We start from the raw sequence: 21,250 nt of genomic DNA, 5'->3' as shown, positions 1-21,250 counted from the left end.
ACCCCACCCAGCCCTCCAGTTTCGCCCTGCGCGGCATCGCCCTGTTCGAGGGCCTGGGCAGCGCCAGCCTGGACCGCATCGCCGCCGACTGCGAATGGCGCCCGCTGCAGGCCCGCCAGCCCGTGTTCAGCCGCCGCTCCACGGGCAGCGATGTGTTCTTCCTGGTCAGCGGGCGCGTGCGCATCACCACCTATTCGCCGGGCGGGCGCGAGGTCAGCTTCCGCGACTACGGGCCCGGCGAGCACTTCGGCGACCTGGCGGCCATTGACGGCCAGGCCCGCTCCACCGATGTGGTCACCCTGGAATCCTCGCTGCTGGCCAGCCTCTCGCGCCAGGACTTCCTGGCCCTGCTGGCGCGCGAGCCCGCCATCGCCCTGCGCATGATGGAAGGCCTGGCCGGCCTGGTGCGCCGGCTGACCGACCGCGTCATGGAGCTGAGCACCCTGGGCGTGCCCACGCGCCTGCACATGGAGCTGCTGCGCCTGGCGCGGGAGGCGGGCGTATCGCCCGAGCACACGGCCCTCATCAGCCCCATGCCCTCGCACTCGGTGCTGGCCAGCAAGATCAGCACCAACCGCGAGCAGGTCACGCGCGAGCTGGGCGCCCTCACCCGGCGCGGCCTGCTGCGCAAGGAGGGGCGCCAGGCGCTGCTGGTGACCGACGTGAACGCACTGCAGGCGCTGATAGCGCAGGAAAGCTAGGCGGACTCCATTCGCCAGCCCTGCGGCGACCACACCAGGCGGTCGGTCAAACCGATGGCCTGCAGAAAATCCTCGTCATGCGAGACCACGACCAGCGTGCCGGCGTAGCCGCGCAGCATGGCCTCCAGCGCCTGCAGGGAAGGCAGGTCCAGGTGGTTGCAGGGCTCGTCCAGCAGGAGCAGGGGCGCGGGCGGCTCGGCATGCAGCGCGCAGGCCAGGGCAGCCTTGAGCTGCTCGCCGCCGCTGAGCCGGCCCACGGGCTGCTCCACCTGCCGGGCCGCCAGCCCGAGCCAGGCCAGGCGCGTGCGCAACACATCCACGGGGGTGCCGGGGCAGGCGTCCTGCAACTGCTCCATCACCGTGCGCCCGGGCTGCAACAGGGACAGGCGCTGGTCCAGGTAGGCACAGGCCTGCATGCGGCGCACCTCGCCCGCCTGGGGCGCAAGGCGGCCCGACAGCACATCGAGCAGGCGCGTCTTGCCGCAGCCGTTGGGACCGGTCACGGCCAGGCGCTGGCCGCCGTACAGAGACAGGTTCAGGCGCGGCCCCGTGGACAACGAAAACGGCAGCAGCACATCGTCCAGCAGCGCCACCACGTCGCAGGGAGCACCGGCCGGGGGCGGCGCCTGCATGCGGATGGCCGCCTGCAGGTCGATCTGGCGCGCCGCCTCGCGCACGCGCTGGTCCAGCGCCTCGCGCGTGTCTGCATGCTGGCGGCGCAGGCGGCCGGCCGACGCCTCGCTGCGCTCCTTTTGCCGGTCCAGCAGAATGCGCGCCTGGTTGGCCTCCTGGCCCTGGCGGCGGCCGCGCGCCTCGCGGCGCTGCTGGCGCTCCTGCTGCTCGCGCAGCTGCTGCGTTTCGCGGCGGCGCTCCAGCTTGCGCTGCTCCAGCAGTTGCACCGCCGAGGCCATCTCGCGCGCCTTGGCTTCGGCATAGAAGGCGTAGCCGCCGCCGTAGCTGCGAAGCCCCTGCGGCGACAGCTCCACGATGCGTTCCATGCCCTGCAGCAGACTGCGGTCATGGCTGACCACGACCAGGCCACCGGGCCAGCGCTGCAGTTGCGCGGCCAGGGCCTGCCGGCTTTCACGGTCCAGGTGGTTGCTGGGCTCGTCCAGCACCAGATGGTCGGCGCCCGACAGCAGCGCGCCCGCCAGGGCCACGCGCATGGCCTCGCCGCCGCTGAGGGCGTGGCCCGGCGTATCGGCACGCAGATGGCCCAGGCCCGCCAGCTCCAGTTGGGCCTGCAGGCGCTGGCGCAGATCCCAGCGGTCAGCCAGCCGCTCGAAGTCCCGGGCATCACAGCTGCCGGCCTCGATGCGCGCCAGCGCCTCCAGCGCGGGATGCAGCCCGGCCAGCGCCGCCACCGAAGGCTGGTCATGCCAGTCCGTGCGCTGGGCCAGGTACAGCACCTGCCCCGAGCGCAGGCAGCGGCCCTGCGAGGGCGCATCCAGCCCGGCCAGGATGCGCGCCAGCCGCGACTTGCCCACGCCGTTGCGCCCCACCAGGCCGGTGCGGCGGTGGTCGAGGGTTTCGGAAAGATCAGAGAAAAGGGGGCTGCCATCGGGCAGCACGCAGGAAACGCCGTCGAGCGTGATCGTGGTATTCGTCATATCGCGGTTCATGGATGCCAACGCAGTTCCTTGCCGCTTTGCATGCATTGCGCGTGCGGTGGGCAGGGTCGGGAAAAGCGGGCCGCTGGGACAGCGGCAGCATCAATGGCGCATGGGACGAATACCTCCTGCAATGGCGAACGAAACCGCCATTATAGAAATCATGGGACGGACGTGCTGGCCGTGCCGGAGGGGGCGCCACCGGCGCCACGGCGGCCGGCATGCGCACCTGCGTTTGCACGCGGCGGCTCGGGTCCGGTGGGCCCGGCCTGCCGCTTAGGGGCTGCAGGCGCCGATGGCGCGCAAGGGTTTGAAGACTGTGCCGGCGGGCGGCCCTGAAAGCACAGGGCGTTGAGCGCGATCCAGAGAGGCATGGTTCAGGTTCCGGGGTCGGCAGCAGGCGGCGGCCGGCGCGCGCTGCCGCGCGGCCCGGCGATGCGCCGCTGCCATTCAAGGACGAAGACGAAGAAGACGGGCACGAAGAACACGGCCAGCACCGTGCCGCTGACCATGCCGCCGAACACGCCCGTGCCGATGGCGTGCTGGGTCTCGGCGCTGGCGCCCGATGCCAGCATCAGCGGCACCACGCCCAGCGCAAAGGCCAGCGAGGTCATGAGGATGGGCCGCAGCCGCAGGCGTGCGGCCTTGATGGCGGCCTCGCGCAGGTCCTGGCCTTCCTCGCGCAGTTGCTTGGCGAATTCCACGATCAGGATGGCGTTCTTGGCCGACAGGCCGATGATGGTGATCAGCCCCACCTTGAAGAACACATCGTTGGGCATGCCGCGCAGCAGCACGGCCGCCACCGCGCCCAACAGGCCCAGGGGCACGACCAGCATCACCGACAGCGGGATGGACCAGCTCTCGTACAGCGCGGCCAGCACCAGGAAGACCACCAGCATGGACAGGGCCATGAGCAGCGGCGCCTGCGCGGCCGACTGGCGCTCCTGCAGCGACTGGCCGGTCCAGGCCACGGCAAAGCCGGGCGGCAGCTGGGCCGCCAGCCGCTCCATCTCGGCCATGGCCGCGCCGCTGGAGGTGCCGGGCGCAGGCGTGCCCGAGATGCGCGACGCCAGGAAGCCCTGGTAGCGCACCAGCTGCAGCGGCGTCTCCGACCACACGGGCGTGGCGAACTCGGCCAGCGGCACCATGCCGCCCGAGGCATTGCGCACGTTCAGCCGGAGCACGTCATCGACCTGCATGCGCGCGGGCGCGTCGGCCTGCACGATGACCTGCTGCATGCGCCCGGCGTTGGGGAAGTCGTTGACGTACAGCGAGCCCATGGCCGTGGACAGCGTCTCGCTGATGGCGGCAAAGCCCACGCCCAGGGCCTGGGCCTTCTGGCGGTCGATCTCCAGCCGCACGCTGGTGCCCGAGGGCAGGCTGTCCTGGTAGGCCGAGCCCAGCACGCTGCTGCTGCCGGCCAGCGCCAGCAACTGGTCGGTGGCCGACTTGAGCGCGGCATGGCCCTGGCCCGTGCGGTCCTGCAGGTACATGGTGAAGCCCGAGGAGGTGCCCAGCTCGTCGATGGCCGGGGGCTGCAGCACCATGATGGCGCCCTCGGGCGCGTGTTCCATGGCCTTTTGCGCGAGCGAGACTTCCTCGCCTGCCGTGGCGCCGTTGCGCTGGTCCCAGTCCTTGAGCGTGGTGAAGGCCATGGCCGCGTTCGGGCCCGAGCCCGCGAAGCTGAAGCCCAGCACCGAGATGCTGGAGGCGATCCCGGGGCGCTGCGCCACATGCTCCTCATAGCGCTTGACCACGTCCAGCGTGCGCTCGGCCGTGGCATCGGCCGGCAGCTGGATGGACGCCATGAAGTAGCCCTGGTCCTCCTCGGGCAGAAAGGCCGAGGGCAGCTGGCGCAGTGCAAACACCAGGATGGCCACGATGGCCGCGAACAGCAGCATCATGCGGCCCGTGCGCCGGACCAGGCCCGTGACATGGGCCTCGTAGCGGTTCGTCAGCCGCTCGAAGCCGCGGTTGAACCAGCCGAAGAAGCCTTTCTTCTCGTGGTGGCCCGCCGCCACCGGCTTGAGCAAGGTGGCGCACAGCGCCGGCGTCAGGCTCAGGGCCAGGAAGGCCGAGAACAGGATGGACACGGCCATGGACAGCGTGAACTGCTGGTAGATCACGCCCACCGAGCCGCTGGCGAACGCCATGGGAATGAACACTGCCGTCAGCACCAGGGTGATGCCGATGATGGCGCCCGTGATCTCCTTCATGGCCTTGAGCGTGGCATCGCGCGGCGACAGGCCTTCCTCGGCCATGAGGCGCTCCACGTTCTCGACCACGACGATGGCGTCGTCCACGATGATGCCGATGGCCAGCACCATGCCGAACATGGTCAGCACGTTGATGGAAAAGCCCGCCACCAGCATCACGGCGAAGGTGCCCAGCAGCGCCACGGGCGCCACGATGGCCGGGATCAGCGTGTAGCGCAGGTTCTGCAGGAACAGGTACATCACCAGGAACACCAGCACCATGGCCTCGACCAGGGTCTGCACCACCTTCTCGATGGAGATCTTGACGAAGGGCGCGGTATTGAACGAGATGGTGTGCTCCATGCCCCGCGGCAGGATGGAGGCCAGCTCGGCCATGCGCTTTTGCACGGCGGCGGCCGTGCGCACGGCATTGGCGCCCGGCGACAGCTGCACGGCGGCGCTGGTGGCGGGCTTGCCATCCTCGCGGTTGGAGAAGGCATAGGACTGCGCGCCCAGCTCCACGCGCGCCACGTCGCCCAGCACCAGGCGGGAGCCGTCGGCATGGGCGCGCAGCACGATGGCCGCGAACTGCTCGGGCGAGGTCAACTGGCCCTGCACGGTGAGCGGCGTGGTCACGCGCTGGCCCGGGGCGATGGGCGCATCGCCCACGCGGCCCGGGGCGATCTGCATGTTCTGCTGCTGGATGGCCTGGGTGAGGTCGCCCATGGACAGCCCGTAGGAGATCAGCTTGGCCGGATCGACCCAGACGCGCATGGCGCGCTCGGTGCCGAACAGCTGCACGCGGCCCACGCCCTCGATGCGCCGCAGCTCCTCGACGATATTGCGCGCCATGTAGTCATTGAGTGCCAGCTCGTCGAACTCGCCGCCCGGCGAGATCAGGCCCACCAGCAGCAGAAAGCTCGACGTGGCCGACTCCACCTGCAGGCCGTTCTGGCGCACGGCCTGCGGCAGGCGCGGCTCCACGGCCTTGATGCGGTTTTGCACATCCACCTGGGCCAGCTCGGGGTTGGTGCCGGGCTTGAAGGTGGCCTTGATCTCGGCCGAGCCCGAGGTGTCCACCGAGGACTCGAAGTACAGCAGGTGGCGGACGCTGGACAGCTCGCGCTCGATCAGCGAGACCACGGAGTCATTGAGCGTCTTGGGCGTGGCGCCCGGATAGGTGGCATACAGGCTCACCGTGGGCGGCGCCACCGTGGGATAGCGCGAGATCGGCAATTGCGGAATGGCAAGCACGCCCAGCAGCACGATGAACAACGCGATGACCCAGGCAAAGACGGGCCGGTGAATGAAGAACTGTGGCATGGACGCGAGGTCTGGTTTTCAATGCACGCCAGGGCGCGCTGCGGAAAAAATACGGCGCCTGGCGCCGACACATCTGAGGGGCCATCCGGATGCAAATCCAGATTGCCAGGAGGCATGGGGATGGAGGAAACTCCTGCCGGTGCGGCTTCGGCCTGCGGCGTGTTGCCGCCAGGGCCATTCATCCATGGAGCCGCTGCAAAGCTAACAGCTCTCCCACCCGCTCATACGGCATTGCCGCTGTGACTTCATATTCAGGGATTTGTTTCGCATGCCGGCCAATTGCGGCGGCACAGGGAAACAGCTTGCGTTCTTTCGATGGCATTTCGGCCCGGGAAATGTGGAAGAACGATGGAGATGAACACAGCCCCCGCCGCGACCCCAAAATGGCTTCTATCATTGCCCAGCCCTTGCCTTTCCAGCCATCGACATCGCTCATCCTCGTCGCCGAGGACGAGCCCGAGATCGCAGACATCCTGTGCGCCTACCTGGCCCGCAGCGACCTGCGCACCGTGCATGCCGCCGATGGCCAGCAGGCCCTTGAACTGCACCACCACTTGAAACCCGATCTCGTTCTTCTCGACGTGCAGATGCCACGCCTCGACGGCTGGCAGGTGCTGTCCGAAATCCGCCGGCGCGGCGACACGCCCGTCATCATGCTCACCGCACTCAACCAGGACGTGGACAAGCTCATCGGCCTGCGCATTGGCGCGGACGACTACGTGGGCAAGCCCTTCAACGCGGCCGAGGTCGTGGCGCGCGTGCAGGCCGTGCTGCGCCGCTGCGGCCAGGGCCGGCTCCGCGATACCAAGCTGCTGCAGGCCGGCCCGTTTCGCGTGGACCTGGACAGCCGCGAGGTCAGCGTGCAGGTGCAGGGCGCCACGCATGTGCCCGAACTCACCGTGACCGAATTCAATCTGCTGGCCAGCCTGGTGCGTTCGCCCCGGCGCGTGTTCAGCCGCGCCGAGCTGCTGCTGAGCTGCCTGCCCGAAGGCCACACGCTGGAGCGCACCGTGGACAGCCACATCAGCAAGCTGCGCAAGAAGCTCGAAGGCCTGGGCCTGCAGGGCATGCCCGACAGCGTGCGCAGCGTGGGCTACCGGCTGGGGATGGACCCATGAGCGCTGCACAGGCCGCAGGCCGGGGAGTGCCGTCATGAGCGCAGCGGCCGGGCTGCGCCGGCAGGTGGTGCTGACCATGTCGGCCGTCACGCTGGCCGTGGTGGTGCTGTGCGTGCTGGGCTCGTACGCCTTCTATGCGCTGCTGCTGACCTTTCACCCGGCCAGCGTCTCCGACGGCTGGATGCCCTCCAGCGTGGAGCTGGCCTGGGTGCTGCTGACCCTGGTGGTGGCCATGCTGATCGCCATCTTCGTGGCCACGCGGCTGTCGCGGCGCATCCTGCCCTCGCTGGACTCGGTGGCCATCAGCCTGCGCCAGCTGGCCGAGGGCGACCTGTCGGCGCGCGCCAGCACGGACGACAGCGCGCTGCACGAGGCCGCGCAGCTGGTGCACGACTTCAACAGCCTGGCCCGGCGCCTGGAAGGCATGGCGCAGGAGCGCGCCTTCTGGAGCGCGGCCATCGCCCATGAGCTGCGCACGCCCGTGACCATCCTCAGCGGGCGGCTGCAGGGGCTGTCCGACGGCGTCTTCCTGCCCAGCAAGGACATGCTGGCCAGCCTGATGACCCAGGTCGAGGGGCTGACCCGCCTGATCGACGACCTGCGCCTGCTGGGCCTGCAGGAAAACGGCCATCTGCAACTGCAGCTGCGCCAGACCTGCCTGGCCGGCGAGGTGCGCTCGGTGGCCCTGGCCGTGGGACCGGCGCTGGAGCAGGCCGGCCTGCAGCTGGCGATGGAGCTCGATGACCAGCCCGTGGTCTGCGACCCCGTGCGCATACGCCAGGCCCTGCTGGCCCTGCTGGAAAACGCCATGCAGTACGCGCAGCCTGGCCCGCTGCTGGTGGCCGCGCGCGTGCGCCACGGCCTGTGCACCGTGCGCGTGGAAGACAGCGGCCCCGGCGTGGCGGCCGACCTTGCGCCGCGCATCTTCGACGCTTTCCAGCGCGGTGAAGGCGCCCGCAGCCGAAGGAATGCCAGCGTGGGTGCAGGCAACGGCAGCGGACTGGGCCTGGCCGTGGTGCAGGCCATTGCCCAGGCCCATGGCGGGCGGGCGCAGTGCCTGCAGGGCGAGCGTGGCGGCGCGCTGTTCGAGCTGAGCTGGCCGGCCTGACCTCGTCAGAGCCGCAGATCAGCCTGCGAAATCATCGGCCCGCACATGGCGTGCGTCCCAGGCGGCGGCCAGCGCAGCGGCCCGGCCCAGGCGCACGCGGCCCGATTCAAAGTCCACGATGCCTGCCTCCTGGGCCGCCGCAGGCCGCGCAGGCCGCTCGCGCGTGCGGCCGTCGGTGAGCAGCCACAGCCAGCCCTGGCAGGAGGCGTCTGCGCCGCAATGGCGCTGCAGCAACTGGCCCGCCTGTTCCACGGCCGCCTGCAGCGGCGTGCCGCCGCCCCCGCCAATGGGAGCGATCCAGTCGTCATTCCAGGCCGCAGCCTTGCGCGGCGGCAGGCGCAATTCCACGCGCGTGCCCGCAAAGCAGATCAGCGCCACCTGCTCGCGGCGACGGTAGGCCTCTTCCATCAGCGACAGCAGCACGCCCTTGGCCCGCGCCAGTGCGCCGCTGGCGGCCATGGAGGCCGAGCAATCGAGCACAAAGCAATGCAGCCGCGTGGCCTGGGGCGGCTCACGGCGGCGCTGCAGATGTTCAGGCGCCAGTGCCTGGGCGCCGCGCGCGGCCAGCGTGCGCGGCCAGTCCCAGCTGCCGGTGGGCGGCCCGCCTTGCGCCTGGGCCAGCCGGGGCTGGCTGGCGGCCTGCTGGCCCGCCCCCGCAGCCCTTGCCTGTGGCGCGGGGCCGCGAGGGCTCAGGCTTTTTTTGTGGCGGGCGCTCCCGCCTTTGCGGCCTCGCGGGCCAGCAATGAGGGCACGGCGACACGCAGCAGGCCCACGGGCTCGGGCGGCATGGCGCCCCAGTCAGCCTCGGAGGGCGGGCTGTCGCCTGCGCCGTTGGCCGTGGATTCCGCAGGCGGCCGGCTTTGTGCCGGCGACTGCGAAGGCGGATTCGATGGCGCTTGCTGTGGGGATGGCTGCTGCGGCTGCGGCTGCGGCTGTGGCTGCGGCGCCCCCGGCTTGCGGCGGTGCACCAGCACCAGCTCGGCCACGGCCTGCACATGGTCGGGCCTGACCTCGGCATCGCCCAGCCAGGCGGCCCAGGCGCGTGCGGCGCGCAGCAGCACCAGGTCGGCGCGCAGGCCGTCCACCTGGGCGGCAATGCACAGCGCGCCTGCGGCCTGCAGCACCGCGTCGGACCAGGGCAGCGCGCCGGCCGGCTGCAGGCGCTCGCGTGCCGTGCGCAGCTGGGCAGCCAGCGCGGCCTGGGCGTCTGCATGGCGGGCGCGGAAGGCTGCGGGGTCGGCATCGAACAGCAGCCGCGCGCGCACGATGGCCTGGCGCTGGGCCGCATCCTGCACATTGGCCAGGCGCACGCACAGGCCCAGGCGGTCCAGCAGTTGCGGGCGCAGCTGGCCTTCCTCGGGGTTCATGGTGCCCACCAGCACGAAGCGCGCCGCGTGGCGGTGCGAGATGCCGTCGCGCTCGACCACGTTGACGCCGCTGGCAGCCGCATCCAGCAGCACATCGACCAGGGCATCGGGCAGCAGGTTGATCTCGTCCACATAGAGCACGCCGCCATGGGCGCGCGCCAGCAGGCCGGGCGCGAATTTGAGCGCATGGCCGGCCATGGCCTGGCCCAGGTCCAGCGAGCCGGCCAGATGCTCCAGCGAGGCGCCCAGCGGCAGCGTGACGAAGGGCGCGGCATCGATGAGCTCGGCCAGCGCGCGCGCGGCCGTGGACTTGGCCGTGCCGCGCGGCCCCTCGATCAGCACGCCGCCCAGTTGCGGGTCGATGGCGGCCAGCAGCAGCGCCTGGCACAGCAGGGGCTGGCCTGCAATGGCGGCAAAGGGAAACAGCGGCGGCAGCGCGGGCTGGGCGCCGCTGCCCAGGTCAGGGGAGGCGGTCATCCGCGCAATCCTTCGAGGTGGTTTTCATGTTCCAGCAGCAGGTCTTCCAGCTGCTGGCGATAGTCGCCGGGCTGCTCCCACAGGCCGCGCTGCATGGCTTCGAGCAGGCGCTCCAGCATGTCGCGCAGGGCCTGCGGATTGTGCTGCACGAGAAATTCGCGCGTGGCCGCATCCAGCACATAGGCGTCGGCCACCAGGGCGTACTGGTGGTCGCCCACCTGCTGCGTGGTGGCGTCGAAGCCGAAGAGATAGTCCACCGTGGCCGCCATCTCGAAGGCGCCCTTGTAGCCGTGGCGCTTGGCGCCGTCCATCCACTTGGGATTGGTGACGCGCGAGCGCACCACGCGCGCAATCTCTTCCTTGAGCGAGCGCACGCGCGGCTGGGCCGGGTTGGCGTGGTCGCCGTGGTAGAGCGCGGGCTGGCGGCCCGAGAGGTGGCGCACGGCCGAGGCCATGCCGCCCTGGAACTGGAAGTAGTCGCCCGAGTCGAGGATGTCGTGCTCGCGGCTGTCCTGGTTGTGGGCCACCACGTCGAGCTCGCCCAGGCGGCGGCGCAGCGCATCGCCTGCGGGCACGCCCTCGGCGTCCTGGCCGTAGGCGTGCTGGCTCCAGCCCAGGTAGGCCTGGGCCAGGTCGGCATCGCCCTGCCAGTCGCCGCTCTGGAACAGTCCGCCCAGGCCCGAGCCGTAATGGCCGGGCGGCGCGCCGAACACGCGCCAGCCGGCCTGCAGGCGGGCCTGCACGGCGTCCATGCCCTGCGCCTGCAGCTGCTCGGCCTCGGCCAGGATGCGCGCGCGTATGGGGTTGTCCTCGGCGTCTTCGTCCAGCGCGGCCACGGCCTGCACGGCCGCGTCGAACATCTGCACGGCGCCGGGGAAGGCATCGCGGAAGAAGCCCGAGATGCGCAGCGTCACATCCACGCGCGGCCGGCCCATGCCCACGCGCGGCACCACCTCGAAGTCCACCACGCGCTGGCTGCCTGGCGCCCATTTGGGGCGCACGCCGATCAGCGCAAAGGCCTGGGCGATGTCGTCGCCGCCCGTGCGCATGGTGGCCGTGCCCCAGACCGACAGGCCCAGGGTGCGCGGGTACTCGCCATGCTCCTGCAGATAGCGCTCCAGCAGCCTGAGCGTGGCCTGCTGGCCCAGCTCCCAGGCGGCCTGGGTGGGAATGGCGCGCGTGTCCAGCGTGTAGAAATTGCGCCCCGTGGGCAGCACGTCGGGCCGCCCGCGCGAGGGCGATCCGCTGGGCCCGGGCGGCACGAAGCGGCCCTGCAGGCCGCGCAGCAGCTGACGCAGTTCCTCGCCGCCGCAGGCATCCAGCGCGGGCGCCAGCACGGCATGCACCTGTTGCAGCGCGGCGCGTGTCTGCGGCCAGTCCCCGGCCGGGGCCTCACCTTCCAGCAACTGCTGCGCCAGCAGCTCCAGGCGCTCGCGCGTGTCGCCCTCATGGCGCCAGGGCTCGTCGCTCACGGCCTGCAGTGCGGTGGGGCGCGCGCCGGTCCAGGGGCGTGCAGGCTCCATGCGCAACGGGTCGAAACCGGGGCTGTCCAGCAGGTCGGCGGCCAGCGCCTGTATCAGGCCCTGGCCTTCGTCCGACGGAAAACGCGCCAGCGCCAGCAGCGTGTCGCGGCGCTGGCGGCCCTGCGGCGAGGCGCCGAAGACATGCAGGCCGTCGCGGATCTGGGTTTCCTTGAGCTCGCACAGGTAGGCGTCTATGCGTTCGAGCACGGCATCGTCGTCCTGCGCGGCACCGGGCGCCAGGTCCAGCTCCTGGTCCAGGTGCTGGCGGCGCACGATGTCCAGGATCTGGCGGCGCAGCAGCGCGCCGCGCCGCGCATCGACCAGCAGGGCGTCGTAGTACTCGTCCACCAGGCGCTCCAGGTCCTGCAGCGGGCCGTGGTTTTCAGCGCGCGTCAGCGGAGGCATCAGGTGGTCGATGATCACGGCCTGGCTGCGGCGCTTGGCCTGGGCGCCTTCGCCGGGATCGTTGACGATGAAGGGGTACAGGTGCGGCAGCGGGCCCAGGATGGCATCGGGCCAGCACGCGCCCGACAGCGCCAGGCTCTTGCCCGGCAGCCATTCGAGGTTGCCATGCTTGCCCACGTGGACCATGGCGTCCACGGCAAAGCGGTCGCGCAGCCAGAAGTAGAAGGCCAGGTAGCCGTGGGGCGGCACCAGCTCGGCATCGTGGTAGCTCGCATAGTCCTGCGCGCCCATGCCTTTACCGACCAATGCACGCGCCGGCTGTATGCCGACAAAGACATGGCCCAGGCGCAGGCCCGCGATCATGAATCGGCCCTGGCGCAGCAGCGGGTCGGCCTCGGGCGCGCCCCAGCGCGCCGTGATGGCGTCGGCCATGCCGTCCGGCAGCGCGGCCAGGCGCGCCAGGTATTCGTCCAGCGCATAGCTTTGCCAGGCCGGGCGCAGCGGCCATTGGGCCGGGTCGTTGGCAATGCCCTGCTGCAGGGTGTGCATCAGCGCCTCGCCATCGGCGGGCAGCTGCGCGGGGTCGCCCAGCTCATGGCCTTCGGCCGCCAGGTGCTGCAGGATGGCGATCACCGAGGCCGGCGTATCCAGCCCCACGCCGCTGCCGATGCGGCCTTCGCTGCCCGGATAGTTGGCCAGAACCAAGGCCAGGCGCTTGTCGCGCGCGGGCAGGCTGCGCAGGCGGCACCAGCGCCAGGCCAGGTCGGCCACGAAGTCCACGCGGTCGGGCTCGGGCTGGTAGGCCACCACGTCGGCCTGGGTGAAGGCGCAGCGGTGGGACAGGCCCTTGAAGCTGATGGCGCGCGTGATGATGCGGCCATCCATCTCGGGCAGCACCACCTGCATGGCGATGTCGCGCGGGCGCAGGCCCTGGCTGTCGGCCCACCAGTCCTCGCGGTTGCCGCCGCTGGCAATGACCTGCAGCACGGGCGCATCGCCGGCCAGGGCCGTGCCCGATTCCAGCGCCGAGAACGCCGTGGTGTTGAGCACCAGCTGCACGGCATGGTCTTCGCAGAGCTGGCGCAGCGTGGCCAGGCACAGCGGGTCCTTGAGCGAGTCCAGCGCCACGGGCAGCGGGTTCATGCCGCGCTGCTGCAGCGACAGGGCCATGGCGTCGAAGGCTGCCGTGTTGCCCGCCAGCAGGTGGGAGCGGTAGAACACCAGGGCCACCGTGGGCGCGCCCGGCGTCCAGGCGTGCTGCAGGTCGTCGATGCCGGCCACGTCATGGGCATGGACCTGGGCCTGGGCATGGCTCCTGGCAGCGAACAGCGCCGGGGGAACGTGGACAGCCGCCTGCGGCAGGGTGCGCGGCGGCAGCGGCGCATCGCCCCGGTCCAGCCCGTGGTAGACGGTGGCCTTGAGGAATTCGCGCGCATTGGCCGCGCCGCCCGAGCGCAGGTACTGCCACAGCTGGCGGCAGGCGGCGGCCGGCAGCGTGCTGCGCGCCAGCAGGTGCGGGTCTTCCTGCAGGTCACCCGAGAACATGGCCAGGCGCTGCCCCTTGCGGCGCGCCAGAGAGCCGATCTGCTCGATGCCGTAGGGCCAGGCCGATTCCGAGCCCAGGTGGTCCACGATGACCACGCGCGCATGGCGCAGCACCTCGTCCACATACAGGTCCAGCGAGGCCGGCTGGCGCAGGTACAGCAGATTGGCCAGCCGCACCGAGGGAAAGTCCGCCGACGCCCCGGCCAGCGCGGCCACGGCCGAGGACAGCAGGGCCAGCGTGGTGTCGGCCGAGCTCAGGATGACGATGTCGGCCGGCGTCTGGTCGAGGCGGGTGACGATGCTCTCGTCCTCGACGAAGCCGCCGGGGCGCGTGGACAGCAGGTGCATGGAACAGGTTTCAGTGCGGAATCGGAAGGTCAGGCGGCCACATTCTCCAGGCCCTTGCGCAGCGCTGCTTCGTCAAGGTCTTGCCCGATGAACACCAGCCGCGTGCCGCGTGCCTCGCCCTCGCGCCAGGCGCGGTCGAAATGGTGGTCGAAGCGGCGGCCCACGCCCTGCAGCAGCCAGCGCATGGGCTTGCCCGGGATCTCGGCAAAGCCCTTGACGCGCAGGATGCTGTGCTGCTCCACCAGCGTCTCCAGCGTGGCCAGCAGGCGGTCGCGGTCCACGGCGGGCAGGTCGATCACGTAGGAGTCGAAGTCGTCGTGGTCATGGTCCTCGTCGTGGTCATGGTGGCTCACGCGCTGGTCGATGGTGGTCTCGGCCGCCTTGGCCAGGCCAAGCACCACGTCCAGCGGCAGACGGCCCTGGGACGATTGCACGATCTTGACCTCGGGCGGCAGCTCCTCGCGCACCAGGGCGGTCACGCGCGCCAGGGCCTCGGCATCGGCCAGGTCGGTCTTGTTGAGCACCACCAGGTCGGCCGCGCCCAGCTGGTCCTCGAACAGTTCGTGCAGCGGCGATTCATGGTCCAGGTTGGGGTCGGCGCGGCGCAGCTCGTCCACGGCCTGGGGATTGGCGGCGAACTGGCCGCTGGCGGCCGCTGGCGTGTCCACCACGGTGACCACCGCGTCCACGGTGAACACGTTGGCGATCTCGGGCCACTGGAAGGCCTGGACCAGGGGCTTGGGCAGGGCCAGGCCCGAGGTCTCGATGATCACGGCGTCGATCTGGTCGCGGCGCTCGGCCAGCGCGCGCATCACGGGGAAGAACTCTTCCTGCACCGTGCAGCACATGCAGCCGTTGGCCAGCTCGTACAGCGCGCCTTCGCGCTCGTTGCCCTCATCGTCGCAGCCGATGCCGCAGCCCTTGAGGATCTCGCCGTCGATGCCCAGCTCGCCGAACTCGTTGACGATGACGGCAATGCGTCGGCCGCCCGCGTTGTCCAGGATGTGGCGCAGCAGCGTGGTCTTGCCGCTGCCCAGGAAGCCGGTGACGATGGTGGCGGGAATCTTGGCGGTTTGCATGGAAGGTTCTCCAGAAAAAAGAGGAAGTCAGACGGTGGCGAAAGACACGGCGCTGCGCAATGAAGGGAGAACCTCCTGCGCAAACAGTTCCATGCCGGCGAGGGCCTGGGCATCGCTCCACAGGCCGTTGGCGTTGAAGACGCAGCGCAGCTGGCCCATGCCCGTGCGCTCGCGCAAGGCGGTGATCTGCGCATGGCACTGTTCGGGCGTGCCATGGATGAATTGCTCGGCCAGCACGCGCCGCACATCAATGGGCAGCACCTGGTCGGCCGGCACGCCGCGCTTGCCCGCAAAGTACACGCGCCGCTGGTACAGCTGCGGCCACAGCGTGGCCAGCTGGGCCTGCACGGCGGCCTCATCGGCACCGATGCAGACATAGCGCGCCAGCGATGAGCGCGCGCGCAGCGCGGCGGCATCGCGCCCGCGCTCCAGGGCAGCGGCCTCCAGGCGCTCCAGCTGCATGCCTTCGGGCGGCTCCAGGCTCAGCAGCAGGGGCAGATTCTGATCGACGGCAAAGCCCAGGGTCTCTGCAGTGGAGCCGGCCACATACAAGGGAGGATGCGGGCGCTGCACGGTCGAAGGCAGGGCGGGCCGGTCCTCGAAGCTCCACGGCCCCTGCCCCGCCACGATGGGCCTGCCCGACAGCGCCTCCACCAGGATGCGGCAGGACTGCTCGAAGCGTTCGCGCGTGCTGTCCGCATCGATCTGCAGGGCGCGCAGCGCGGCCGGCTCCGTGCCCCGGCCAACACCCACGTCGATGCGGCCGGCGCTTTGCAGGTCCAGCTGGGCAATCTCCTCGGCCAGCATCAGCGGATGGTGCAGCGGCAGCACCAGCACCGAGGTGCCCACGCGCAGCCGCTCGGTGCGCGCCAGCACGGCGGCGGCCAGCAGCAGGGGCGAGGGATAGGGCCAGGCGGTATCGGGCACGCGGAATTCGTTGAACCACACGCCCTCGAAACCCAGGCGCTCGGCGCGCTCGAACAGCGCCAGGAATTCACGGTGCCCGCCGCGCGTGGCGTCGCGCGTCCAGCCGGCCAGATCGATGCGCATGGGTTCAGTTCTCCTGTTTCAGCCGCGCGCGCAGCAAGGTTTGCGGAGGTGCGTCGATGCGCTCGAAATCCACGCCGAACACGGCATCCAGCCCCGGCGCATGCAGCAGCTCGGCAGGGGCTCCATCGAGCGCAATGCGCCCCTGGTCCAGCACGATGACGCGCCCGAAGTGCGCCAGCGCCAGGTCCAGGTCATGCATGACCACCAGCACCAGCCGCTCGCGCCCACGCTGCGCCAGCGCCTGCACCAGGGCCAGGCGGTGGCGCACGTCCAGCGCGGCGCCGGGCTCGTCGGCCAGCAGCACGGGCGGGTCGGTGGCCAGCACGGTGGCCAGCAGGGCACGCGCCTGCTCGCCGCCGGACAGCGTGGACCAGCGCCTGCGCGTGAAATCCTGCAGCCCGGCGCCGGCAATGGCCGCCTCGACATCACCCCGGCCCGCCAGCCGCATGTGCATGAGCTCGGCCAGCGTCAGGTCCCAGTGCGGCGCAAAGCGCTGGGGCATGTAGCCCACGCGGCGTGCGCGCTCGGCCACGGGCAGGGTTGCAATGTCTTGCCCGTCCAGCAGCACGCTGCCGGATGCAGGTGCCTGCAGCCCCGCCAGCAGGGACAGCAGGCTGGACTTGCCCGCGCCATTGGGCCCCACCAGGGCCACGGCGCCGCAGGCGGGCAGCTGCAGCGAGACGGCGTCCAGCACACTGCGGCCACGGTGGCGCAGCGTGAGGGACCGGGCCTGCAGGCGCGGTGGGGCGCAAGGGATGGCACCGTTCATGCGGACCTCAGCCTGCGCGCCAGCAGCACGATGAAGAAGGGCCCGCCCGCCACGGCCGTGACCAGGCCCAGCGGGATTTCGGCCGGCGGCAGCACGCTGCGCGCAATGGCATCGGCCAGCGTGACGATGATGGCGCCCGTGAGCGCCGACGCCGGCAGGGCCGCGCGGTGCAGCGGTCCCGCCATCCAGCGCGCGATGTGCGGCGCAGCCAGCCCCACGAAGGCCACCAGCCCGCCATAGGCCACGGCCACGGCCACCACCAGCGAGCCGGCCAGCACGGCCAGCGGCGTGAAGCGCGCCACGTCCAGGCCGAAGCCCTGGGCCGCATCGGCACCCAGGCCCAGCAGGTCCAGCCCGCGCGCCAGCGCCATGGCCCCGGCCAGGCAGGCCAGGGAGGCACCGGCCAGCAGGCCCAGGCCGCTCCACGACGGCGTCTGTATGCCGCCCAGCACCCAGCTGAGCACCACCTGCAGGCTCACCGTCTCATCGGACAGCGCCAGCATCAGGAACGAGCGCAGCGCGCCCAGCACGGCCGCCAGCGCCACGCCGGCCAGCAGCATGCCGGCCGCATCGGTGGCACCGGCCACGCGCGAGACGGCCAGCACCAGCACGGTCGAGCCCCAGGCGCCGGCAAAGGCCAGCACGGGCAGCGTCCATGCCTGGGGCAGGCCGAACAATAGATGCATGGGAACCAGCAAGGCGACAGTCGCCCCCAGCGCCGCGCCGCCCGAGGCGCCCAGCAGATAGGGCTCGGCCAGCGGATTGCGGAACACGCCCTGGAAGATGGCGCCCGACAGGCCCAGCAGCGCGCCCACCAGGGCGGCTGCCAGCACGCGCGGCACGCGCCACTGCAGCAGCAGCCGGCTGCGCAGGCTGTCTTCGCCGCCCAGCGCGGCCAGCAGGTCGGCCGGGCTGGCCCACTGGTGGCCCGCGCAGGCGGCGATCAGCAAGCTGGCCAGCAGCAGCAGGACCGCACCGGCCCAGGGGCGCCACGCAGGTGGATGTGAAAGGGAATTCATGCGGCCTCCCCGGCCCAGGCCACAGGGTGCAGCCAGCGCGAGAGTTTTTCCACGCCGCCGAAGGTGCGCGGCCCGGGAATCAGGAACTCGGCACGCGCCACCGTGGTGGCCCGGCCGCCGCGCACGGCACGCAGGTCGCGCCAGCCGCGCTGGCCGATCAGGTCCTGCATGGCCTCCTGCGTGCCTGCGAACAGCAGCACGTCGGGGTCGGCGGCCAGCACGGCCTCGGGCGAGACCTGGGGCACGGTGCCCAGGCCGTCCAGCGCGAACGCAGCGCCCGCGCGCACCATGGCCTCTCCCGTATAGGTGCCCGGCCGGGCCGCCAGCAGCATGCCGTTGCCCAGCCGGCCCGTGACCATGAGCGCGCGCGGCCGGGGCTGGCCGGCCACCAGCCGGTCCACGCGCAGCAGCCGCGCTTCCTGCGCCAGGGCCAGCGCCTGGCCGCGCGCCTGCACGCCCGTGGCGCGGGCCACCAGGCGCAGGTTGTCCATCACCTCGGCCAGCGAGCGGCTGAGCAGCACCATCACCGGCACGCCGATGCGCTCCATGGGATCGACCAGCTGGTGCGCCGCCTGGCGCGCAGGCGTGACGATGACCAGGTCCGGCTGGCGCGCCACCACGGCGTCCACCGAGAACCCCAGCCGCCCGCCCACCTTGGGAATGCGCTCCACGCCCGGTGGAAAGCGCGTGAAATCCTCCACGCCCACCACGCGGTCCAGCAGGCCCAGCGCGGCCACCAGCTCGGTGTTGGAGGCAAAGATGGAGACGATGCGCTGCGGCGGCGCGGCAATCTCCACGCGCCGGCCCAGCGCATCCTGCAGCACCACCGGACCGCCTGCAGCGACGGTGTCGGCCCAGGCCGCGGGCAGGCCGCAGCCCAGGGCCGCCGCCGCGCCCTGGCGCAGCAACTGGCGGCGCGTGGTGCTGGATTGCCTCATGCCGTGGTCCTCAAAACTCCGCCTGGAGGCCGACCATGAGTTCGCGGCCCGCCATCGACGTTCCGCAGCCGCCGTTCTGGTACGCCGGGTTGGCGATGCAGGGCGCGCGGTCCAGCGCGATGAAGATGGGATGGCGGTTCAGGTCGAACAGGTTGTTGACGGCTGCGAACAGCTTGACGCCGCGCGACACGCGGTAGTCGGCACGCAGGTTCCAGATGGTGAAGGCGCCCTTGCGGTGGATGAAGGTGCTGCTGGGCTCGCCCTGCGGGATGAGCAGCGCCTCTTCCGTGTCGTACCACATGGGACCGCGCAGCAGCGTGGACAGCTGCAGGCTCCAGTCGCCCTGCAGGCGCCCGCTGCCGCGCCCGTAGCGCACGCCGGCCGAGGCCTCGTAGCGGTACATGCGCTGCACCTTGTCCGTATTGGCCGACGCTGGCGATCCCTTGTCGCGCATGCTGAAGTGGTAGTAGCCGCCAGCCCAGGCCTTGAGCTGGTGGCCCGTCAGGTTCAGCGCCCGCGCCAGGTCCATGTCGGCCTGCATTTCCAGGCCGCGCGCCACGATGTCGGCCGCGTTGTTGGCGTAGTCCGAGGTGTTGGTCGTGGCCCCGCGCGAGACGGTGATGATGCGGTCGCTGATGGTGTTCTGGAACAGGGCCGCATCCACGCGCCAGCCGGGCTGCTGCAGCGCGGCGCCAACCTCGATCTGGCGGCTGGTCTCGGGCTTGAGGTTGGGGTTGCCGAAGGTGCGGCCACCGCCGACGGCCGTGAAGTCCGAGGCCAGCTCCGTGGCCGTGGGCGCGCGGAACCCCGTGGAGGCCGCAGCGCGCAGCGTGAGCCGGTCCGTGGCCTTCCAGGTGGCGCCGGCCGACCAGGTGTGGTTGTCATAGTCGCGCGTGCTGGCCTGGGCCAGGGCGAGGTTGGGCGTATCGTCGAAACGCGTCGTGCCCCAGGTCTTGCGCAGGCCGGCACGCAGCGTGAGGCGATCGTCGAACAGGGTCTGCGCGTCCTCGAAGTACAGCGCATGCACCTGCTCGGTCTGGTTGTTGTCGTAGGGCGCAACCTGGCCCGCCGGGCCGCCCGGCATGGCCACGCGCAGGCGGTCGGAGCGCAGCTTGCTGCGCTCCCAGTCAAAGCCCATCAGCAGGTCATTGGTCTGGCTGACACGCAGGCGCGGCTGAAAGCGCAGGCCCGTGGCGTCCAGTTGGCGGTGGTTGTAGTCGCGCGCCGTGCCGGGCACGGCACTGTTGCCCGAGCGGATCACGGGCGATGCCCAGTTGAACTCATCGGTATCGACCAGGCTGTAGAGGTGGGTCGTCCAGCTCAGGCGCTGGCCGGGCAGTGCGCCCTCGTAGGTCAGGTCCAGCGAGCGGTTGCTGCGGTTGTCGCGGCTGTAGATGTTGGCGCCCGATCCGCGAAAGCCCGCGTTGTAGATGCCGTCCGTGCGCAGCTGCAGCTCCACGCGGTGCAGCTCGTGCAGCTGCCAGCCCAGGGCGCCGCTGGCGCCGCGCCGCTTCCAGCCCGTGTTCTCCATGCGCGTGCCGCCATCGCCCGACTCGTAGTCGCCGCGCCCGCCTGCGCTCACGCCGAAGTACCAGTCGAAGCGGTCATTGGCGCCGGCCGTCTGCGCATCGGTGCGCCACAGGTCCCATGAACCGGCCTGGACCTGGGCGCGCGTGCCGGGTGCGGTAGCTCCCGTCTTCATGATGATGTTGACCACCCCGCCCATGGCCTGGCTGCCGTAGATCACCGAGGACGGGCCGCGCACGATCTCGATGCGCTCCACATCCGAGGGGCTGAGCTTGGACAGGTTGGCCGTGCCCGCGCGCCGGCCGTTGACCAGCACCAGCACCTGGCTGCGGAAGTCGCGCCCCTGGCCGTCGGTGGAGGCGCCGCGCAGGTTCATCGAGGTCTGGGCAGCCGTCCATTCGCTGAGAAAGCCCACGGCGTTCTCGGCCAGCAGGTCGGTGACCGAGCGCGCGCTGGAGCGCTCTATGGCCTCGCGGTCGATGGTCTGCGTGGTGCCCGCGATGCGGCTGCGCGCCTCGGGCCGCGCGGTGGCGGTCACGAAGACGGCGTCCAGCGCATCGTCGGCGGAGTCCGTGGATCGCCCGGAAGCCGGCTCCTGCGCGGCGCCGGCCGCTGCAGCGCAGCTGGCCAACAGGACGGCGGCCGCTACGGGCCGCAGGCTGGAGACAAGAGGGAGAACAGAGAGAAGGCCGGAGGAATCGGCGGCCGAAGAAGCGAAGCGCATGCGTTGAACCCAACTGCCCCACTCACCCGCGGGGCCTATCGTCTGAACCACGCCGCACAGCGCGCACGCCGGAGCCGGCCACGGCAGCGCAGGCTGGGGCCGGACCGGACAGGCGCACTCCCGCGGCGTCCGAAAGCAATGCAGAAGGCCGGTATCCGGGCTTGCGGAACGCTGCGGCGCGCAGGGTGGGCGCGCTGCGGCAGGCATCCCCGCCTTCCCATGTCCGAGAAGGACACAGTGGCTTGCGGCGCGTGGTTTGGGGCGCGTCCGCGTGGGGAGTTGTATTCCGCTGACCGTTGCGGGGGCAGCGCAGGCATTGCGAGCGGCCACCTCGATGGCATCGCGCACCTGCTTCCCGTTGAACCCCTGGCCGGTGAACGGCATGGGGCACCTTCAGCAACAGCGCACCGCCACGGCCCAGGGG

General features: G+C 71.1%; 14 protein-coding genes and 1 riboswitch. Of the genes, 3 read left to right on the top strand and 11 right to left on the bottom strand.

Annotated elements, in window-relative coordinates; genetic code table 11:
* Positions 1–701, top strand: a 701-nt coding sequence (locus tag BW39_RS20420; RefSeq protein ID WP_043823909.1) for a Crp/Fnr family transcriptional regulator, incomplete at its 5' end; no start/stop codon positions are given.
* Here BW39_RS20420 and BW39_RS20415 read toward each other — a convergent pair.
* Together BW39_RS20415 and BW39_RS20410 are read right to left on the bottom strand one after the other, a co-directional pair.
* A complete protein-coding gene (locus BW39_RS20415) occupies positions 698–2,323 on the bottom strand; it encodes an ABC-F family ATP-binding cassette domain-containing protein (protein WP_043823908.1) in 1,626 nt (541 codons plus the stop codon). The genes BW39_RS20420 and BW39_RS20415 overlap by 4 nt on opposite strands.
* Before the next feature lie 365 nt (positions 2,324–2,688).
* Positions 2,689–5,829, bottom strand: coding sequence for an efflux RND transporter permease subunit (locus tag BW39_RS20410; RefSeq protein ID WP_043823907.1), 3,141 nt, complete (start codon positions 5,827–5,829; stop codon positions 2,689–2,691).
* Between the two features lie 383 nt (positions 5,830–6,212).
* Here BW39_RS20410 and BW39_RS20405 point away from each other — a divergent pair, with 383 nt between their 5' ends.
* Complete coding sequence (locus BW39_RS20405; protein WP_016448779.1) at positions 6,213–6,947, top strand: response regulator; 735 nt, start codon at positions 6,213–6,215, stop codon at positions 6,945–6,947.
* A 34-nt stretch (positions 6,948–6,981) separates the two neighbouring features.
* Entirely contained in the window at positions 6,982–8,055 is a 1,074-nt protein-coding gene (locus BW39_RS20400) for an ATP-binding protein (protein ID WP_012207540.1), read from the top strand.
* 18 nt (positions 8,056–8,073) lie between these two features.
* Here BW39_RS20400 and BW39_RS20395 read toward each other — a convergent pair whose 3' ends face one another.
* From BW39_RS20395 to BW39_RS20350, 9 genes are all read right to left on the bottom strand, one after another.
* Positions 8,074–8,535: a vWA domain-containing protein gene (locus BW39_RS20395; protein WP_157158234.1), complete on the bottom strand. Its 462-nt coding sequence runs from the start codon at positions 8,533–8,535 to the stop codon at positions 8,074–8,076.
* A gap of 209 nt (positions 8,536–8,744) precedes the next feature.
* Complete coding sequence (locus tag BW39_RS20385) at positions 8,745–9,899, bottom strand: ATP-binding protein (protein ID WP_043823905.1); 1,155 nt, start codon at positions 9,897–9,899, stop codon at positions 8,745–8,747.
* Entirely contained in the window at positions 9,896–13,720 is a 3,825-nt protein-coding gene (gene cobN, locus BW39_RS20380) for a cobaltochelatase subunit CobN (RefSeq protein ID WP_043823904.1), read from the bottom strand. Before cobN ends, BW39_RS20385 begins: the two co-directional genes overlap by 4 nt.
* A gap of 29 nt (positions 13,721–13,749) precedes the next feature.
* Positions 13,750–14,799 carry a cobalamin biosynthesis protein CobW gene (gene cobW / locus BW39_RS20375; RefSeq protein ID WP_043823903.1) on the bottom strand — a complete coding sequence of 350 codons (1,050 nt, stop codon included), beginning with the start codon at positions 14,797–14,799 and terminating at the stop codon, positions 13,750–13,752.
* Between the two features lie 27 nt (positions 14,800–14,826).
* Positions 14,827–15,849: an LLM class flavin-dependent oxidoreductase gene (locus BW39_RS20370; RefSeq protein WP_043823899.1), complete on the bottom strand. Its 1,023-nt coding sequence runs from the start codon at positions 15,847–15,849 to the stop codon at positions 14,827–14,829.
* Between the two features lie 4 nt (positions 15,850–15,853).
* A complete protein-coding gene (locus BW39_RS20365; protein ID WP_043823898.1) occupies positions 15,854–16,618 on the bottom strand; it encodes an ABC transporter ATP-binding protein in 765 nt (254 codons plus the stop codon).
* Positions 16,615–17,637, bottom strand: coding sequence for a FecCD family ABC transporter permease (locus tag BW39_RS20360; RefSeq protein ID WP_012207547.1), 1,023 nt, complete (start codon positions 17,635–17,637; stop codon positions 16,615–16,617). Before BW39_RS20360 ends, BW39_RS20365 begins: the two co-directional genes overlap by 4 nt.
* Positions 17,634–18,575, bottom strand: a complete 942-nt coding sequence (locus tag BW39_RS20355; protein WP_043823897.1) for an ABC transporter substrate-binding protein — start codon at positions 18,573–18,575, stop codon at positions 17,634–17,636. Before BW39_RS20355 ends, BW39_RS20360 begins: the two co-directional genes overlap by 4 nt.
* Positions 18,576–18,585: 10 nt before the next feature.
* A complete protein-coding gene (locus BW39_RS20350) occupies positions 18,586–20,826 on the bottom strand; it encodes a TonB-dependent receptor (protein WP_043823896.1) in 2,241 nt (746 codons plus the stop codon).
* 129 nt (positions 20,827–20,955) lie between these two features.
* A riboswitch (cobalamin riboswitch) is annotated at positions 20,956–21,236 on the bottom strand.
* Positions 21,237–21,250 lie beyond the last annotated feature (14 nt).

It is taken from the genome of Delftia sp. RIT313 (assembly GCF_000632165.1).
Classification (GTDB): Bacteria; Pseudomonadota; Gammaproteobacteria; order Burkholderiales; family Burkholderiaceae_C; genus Comamonas; species Comamonas acidovorans.
This window is presented reverse-complemented; position numbering and strand designations above follow the sequence as displayed.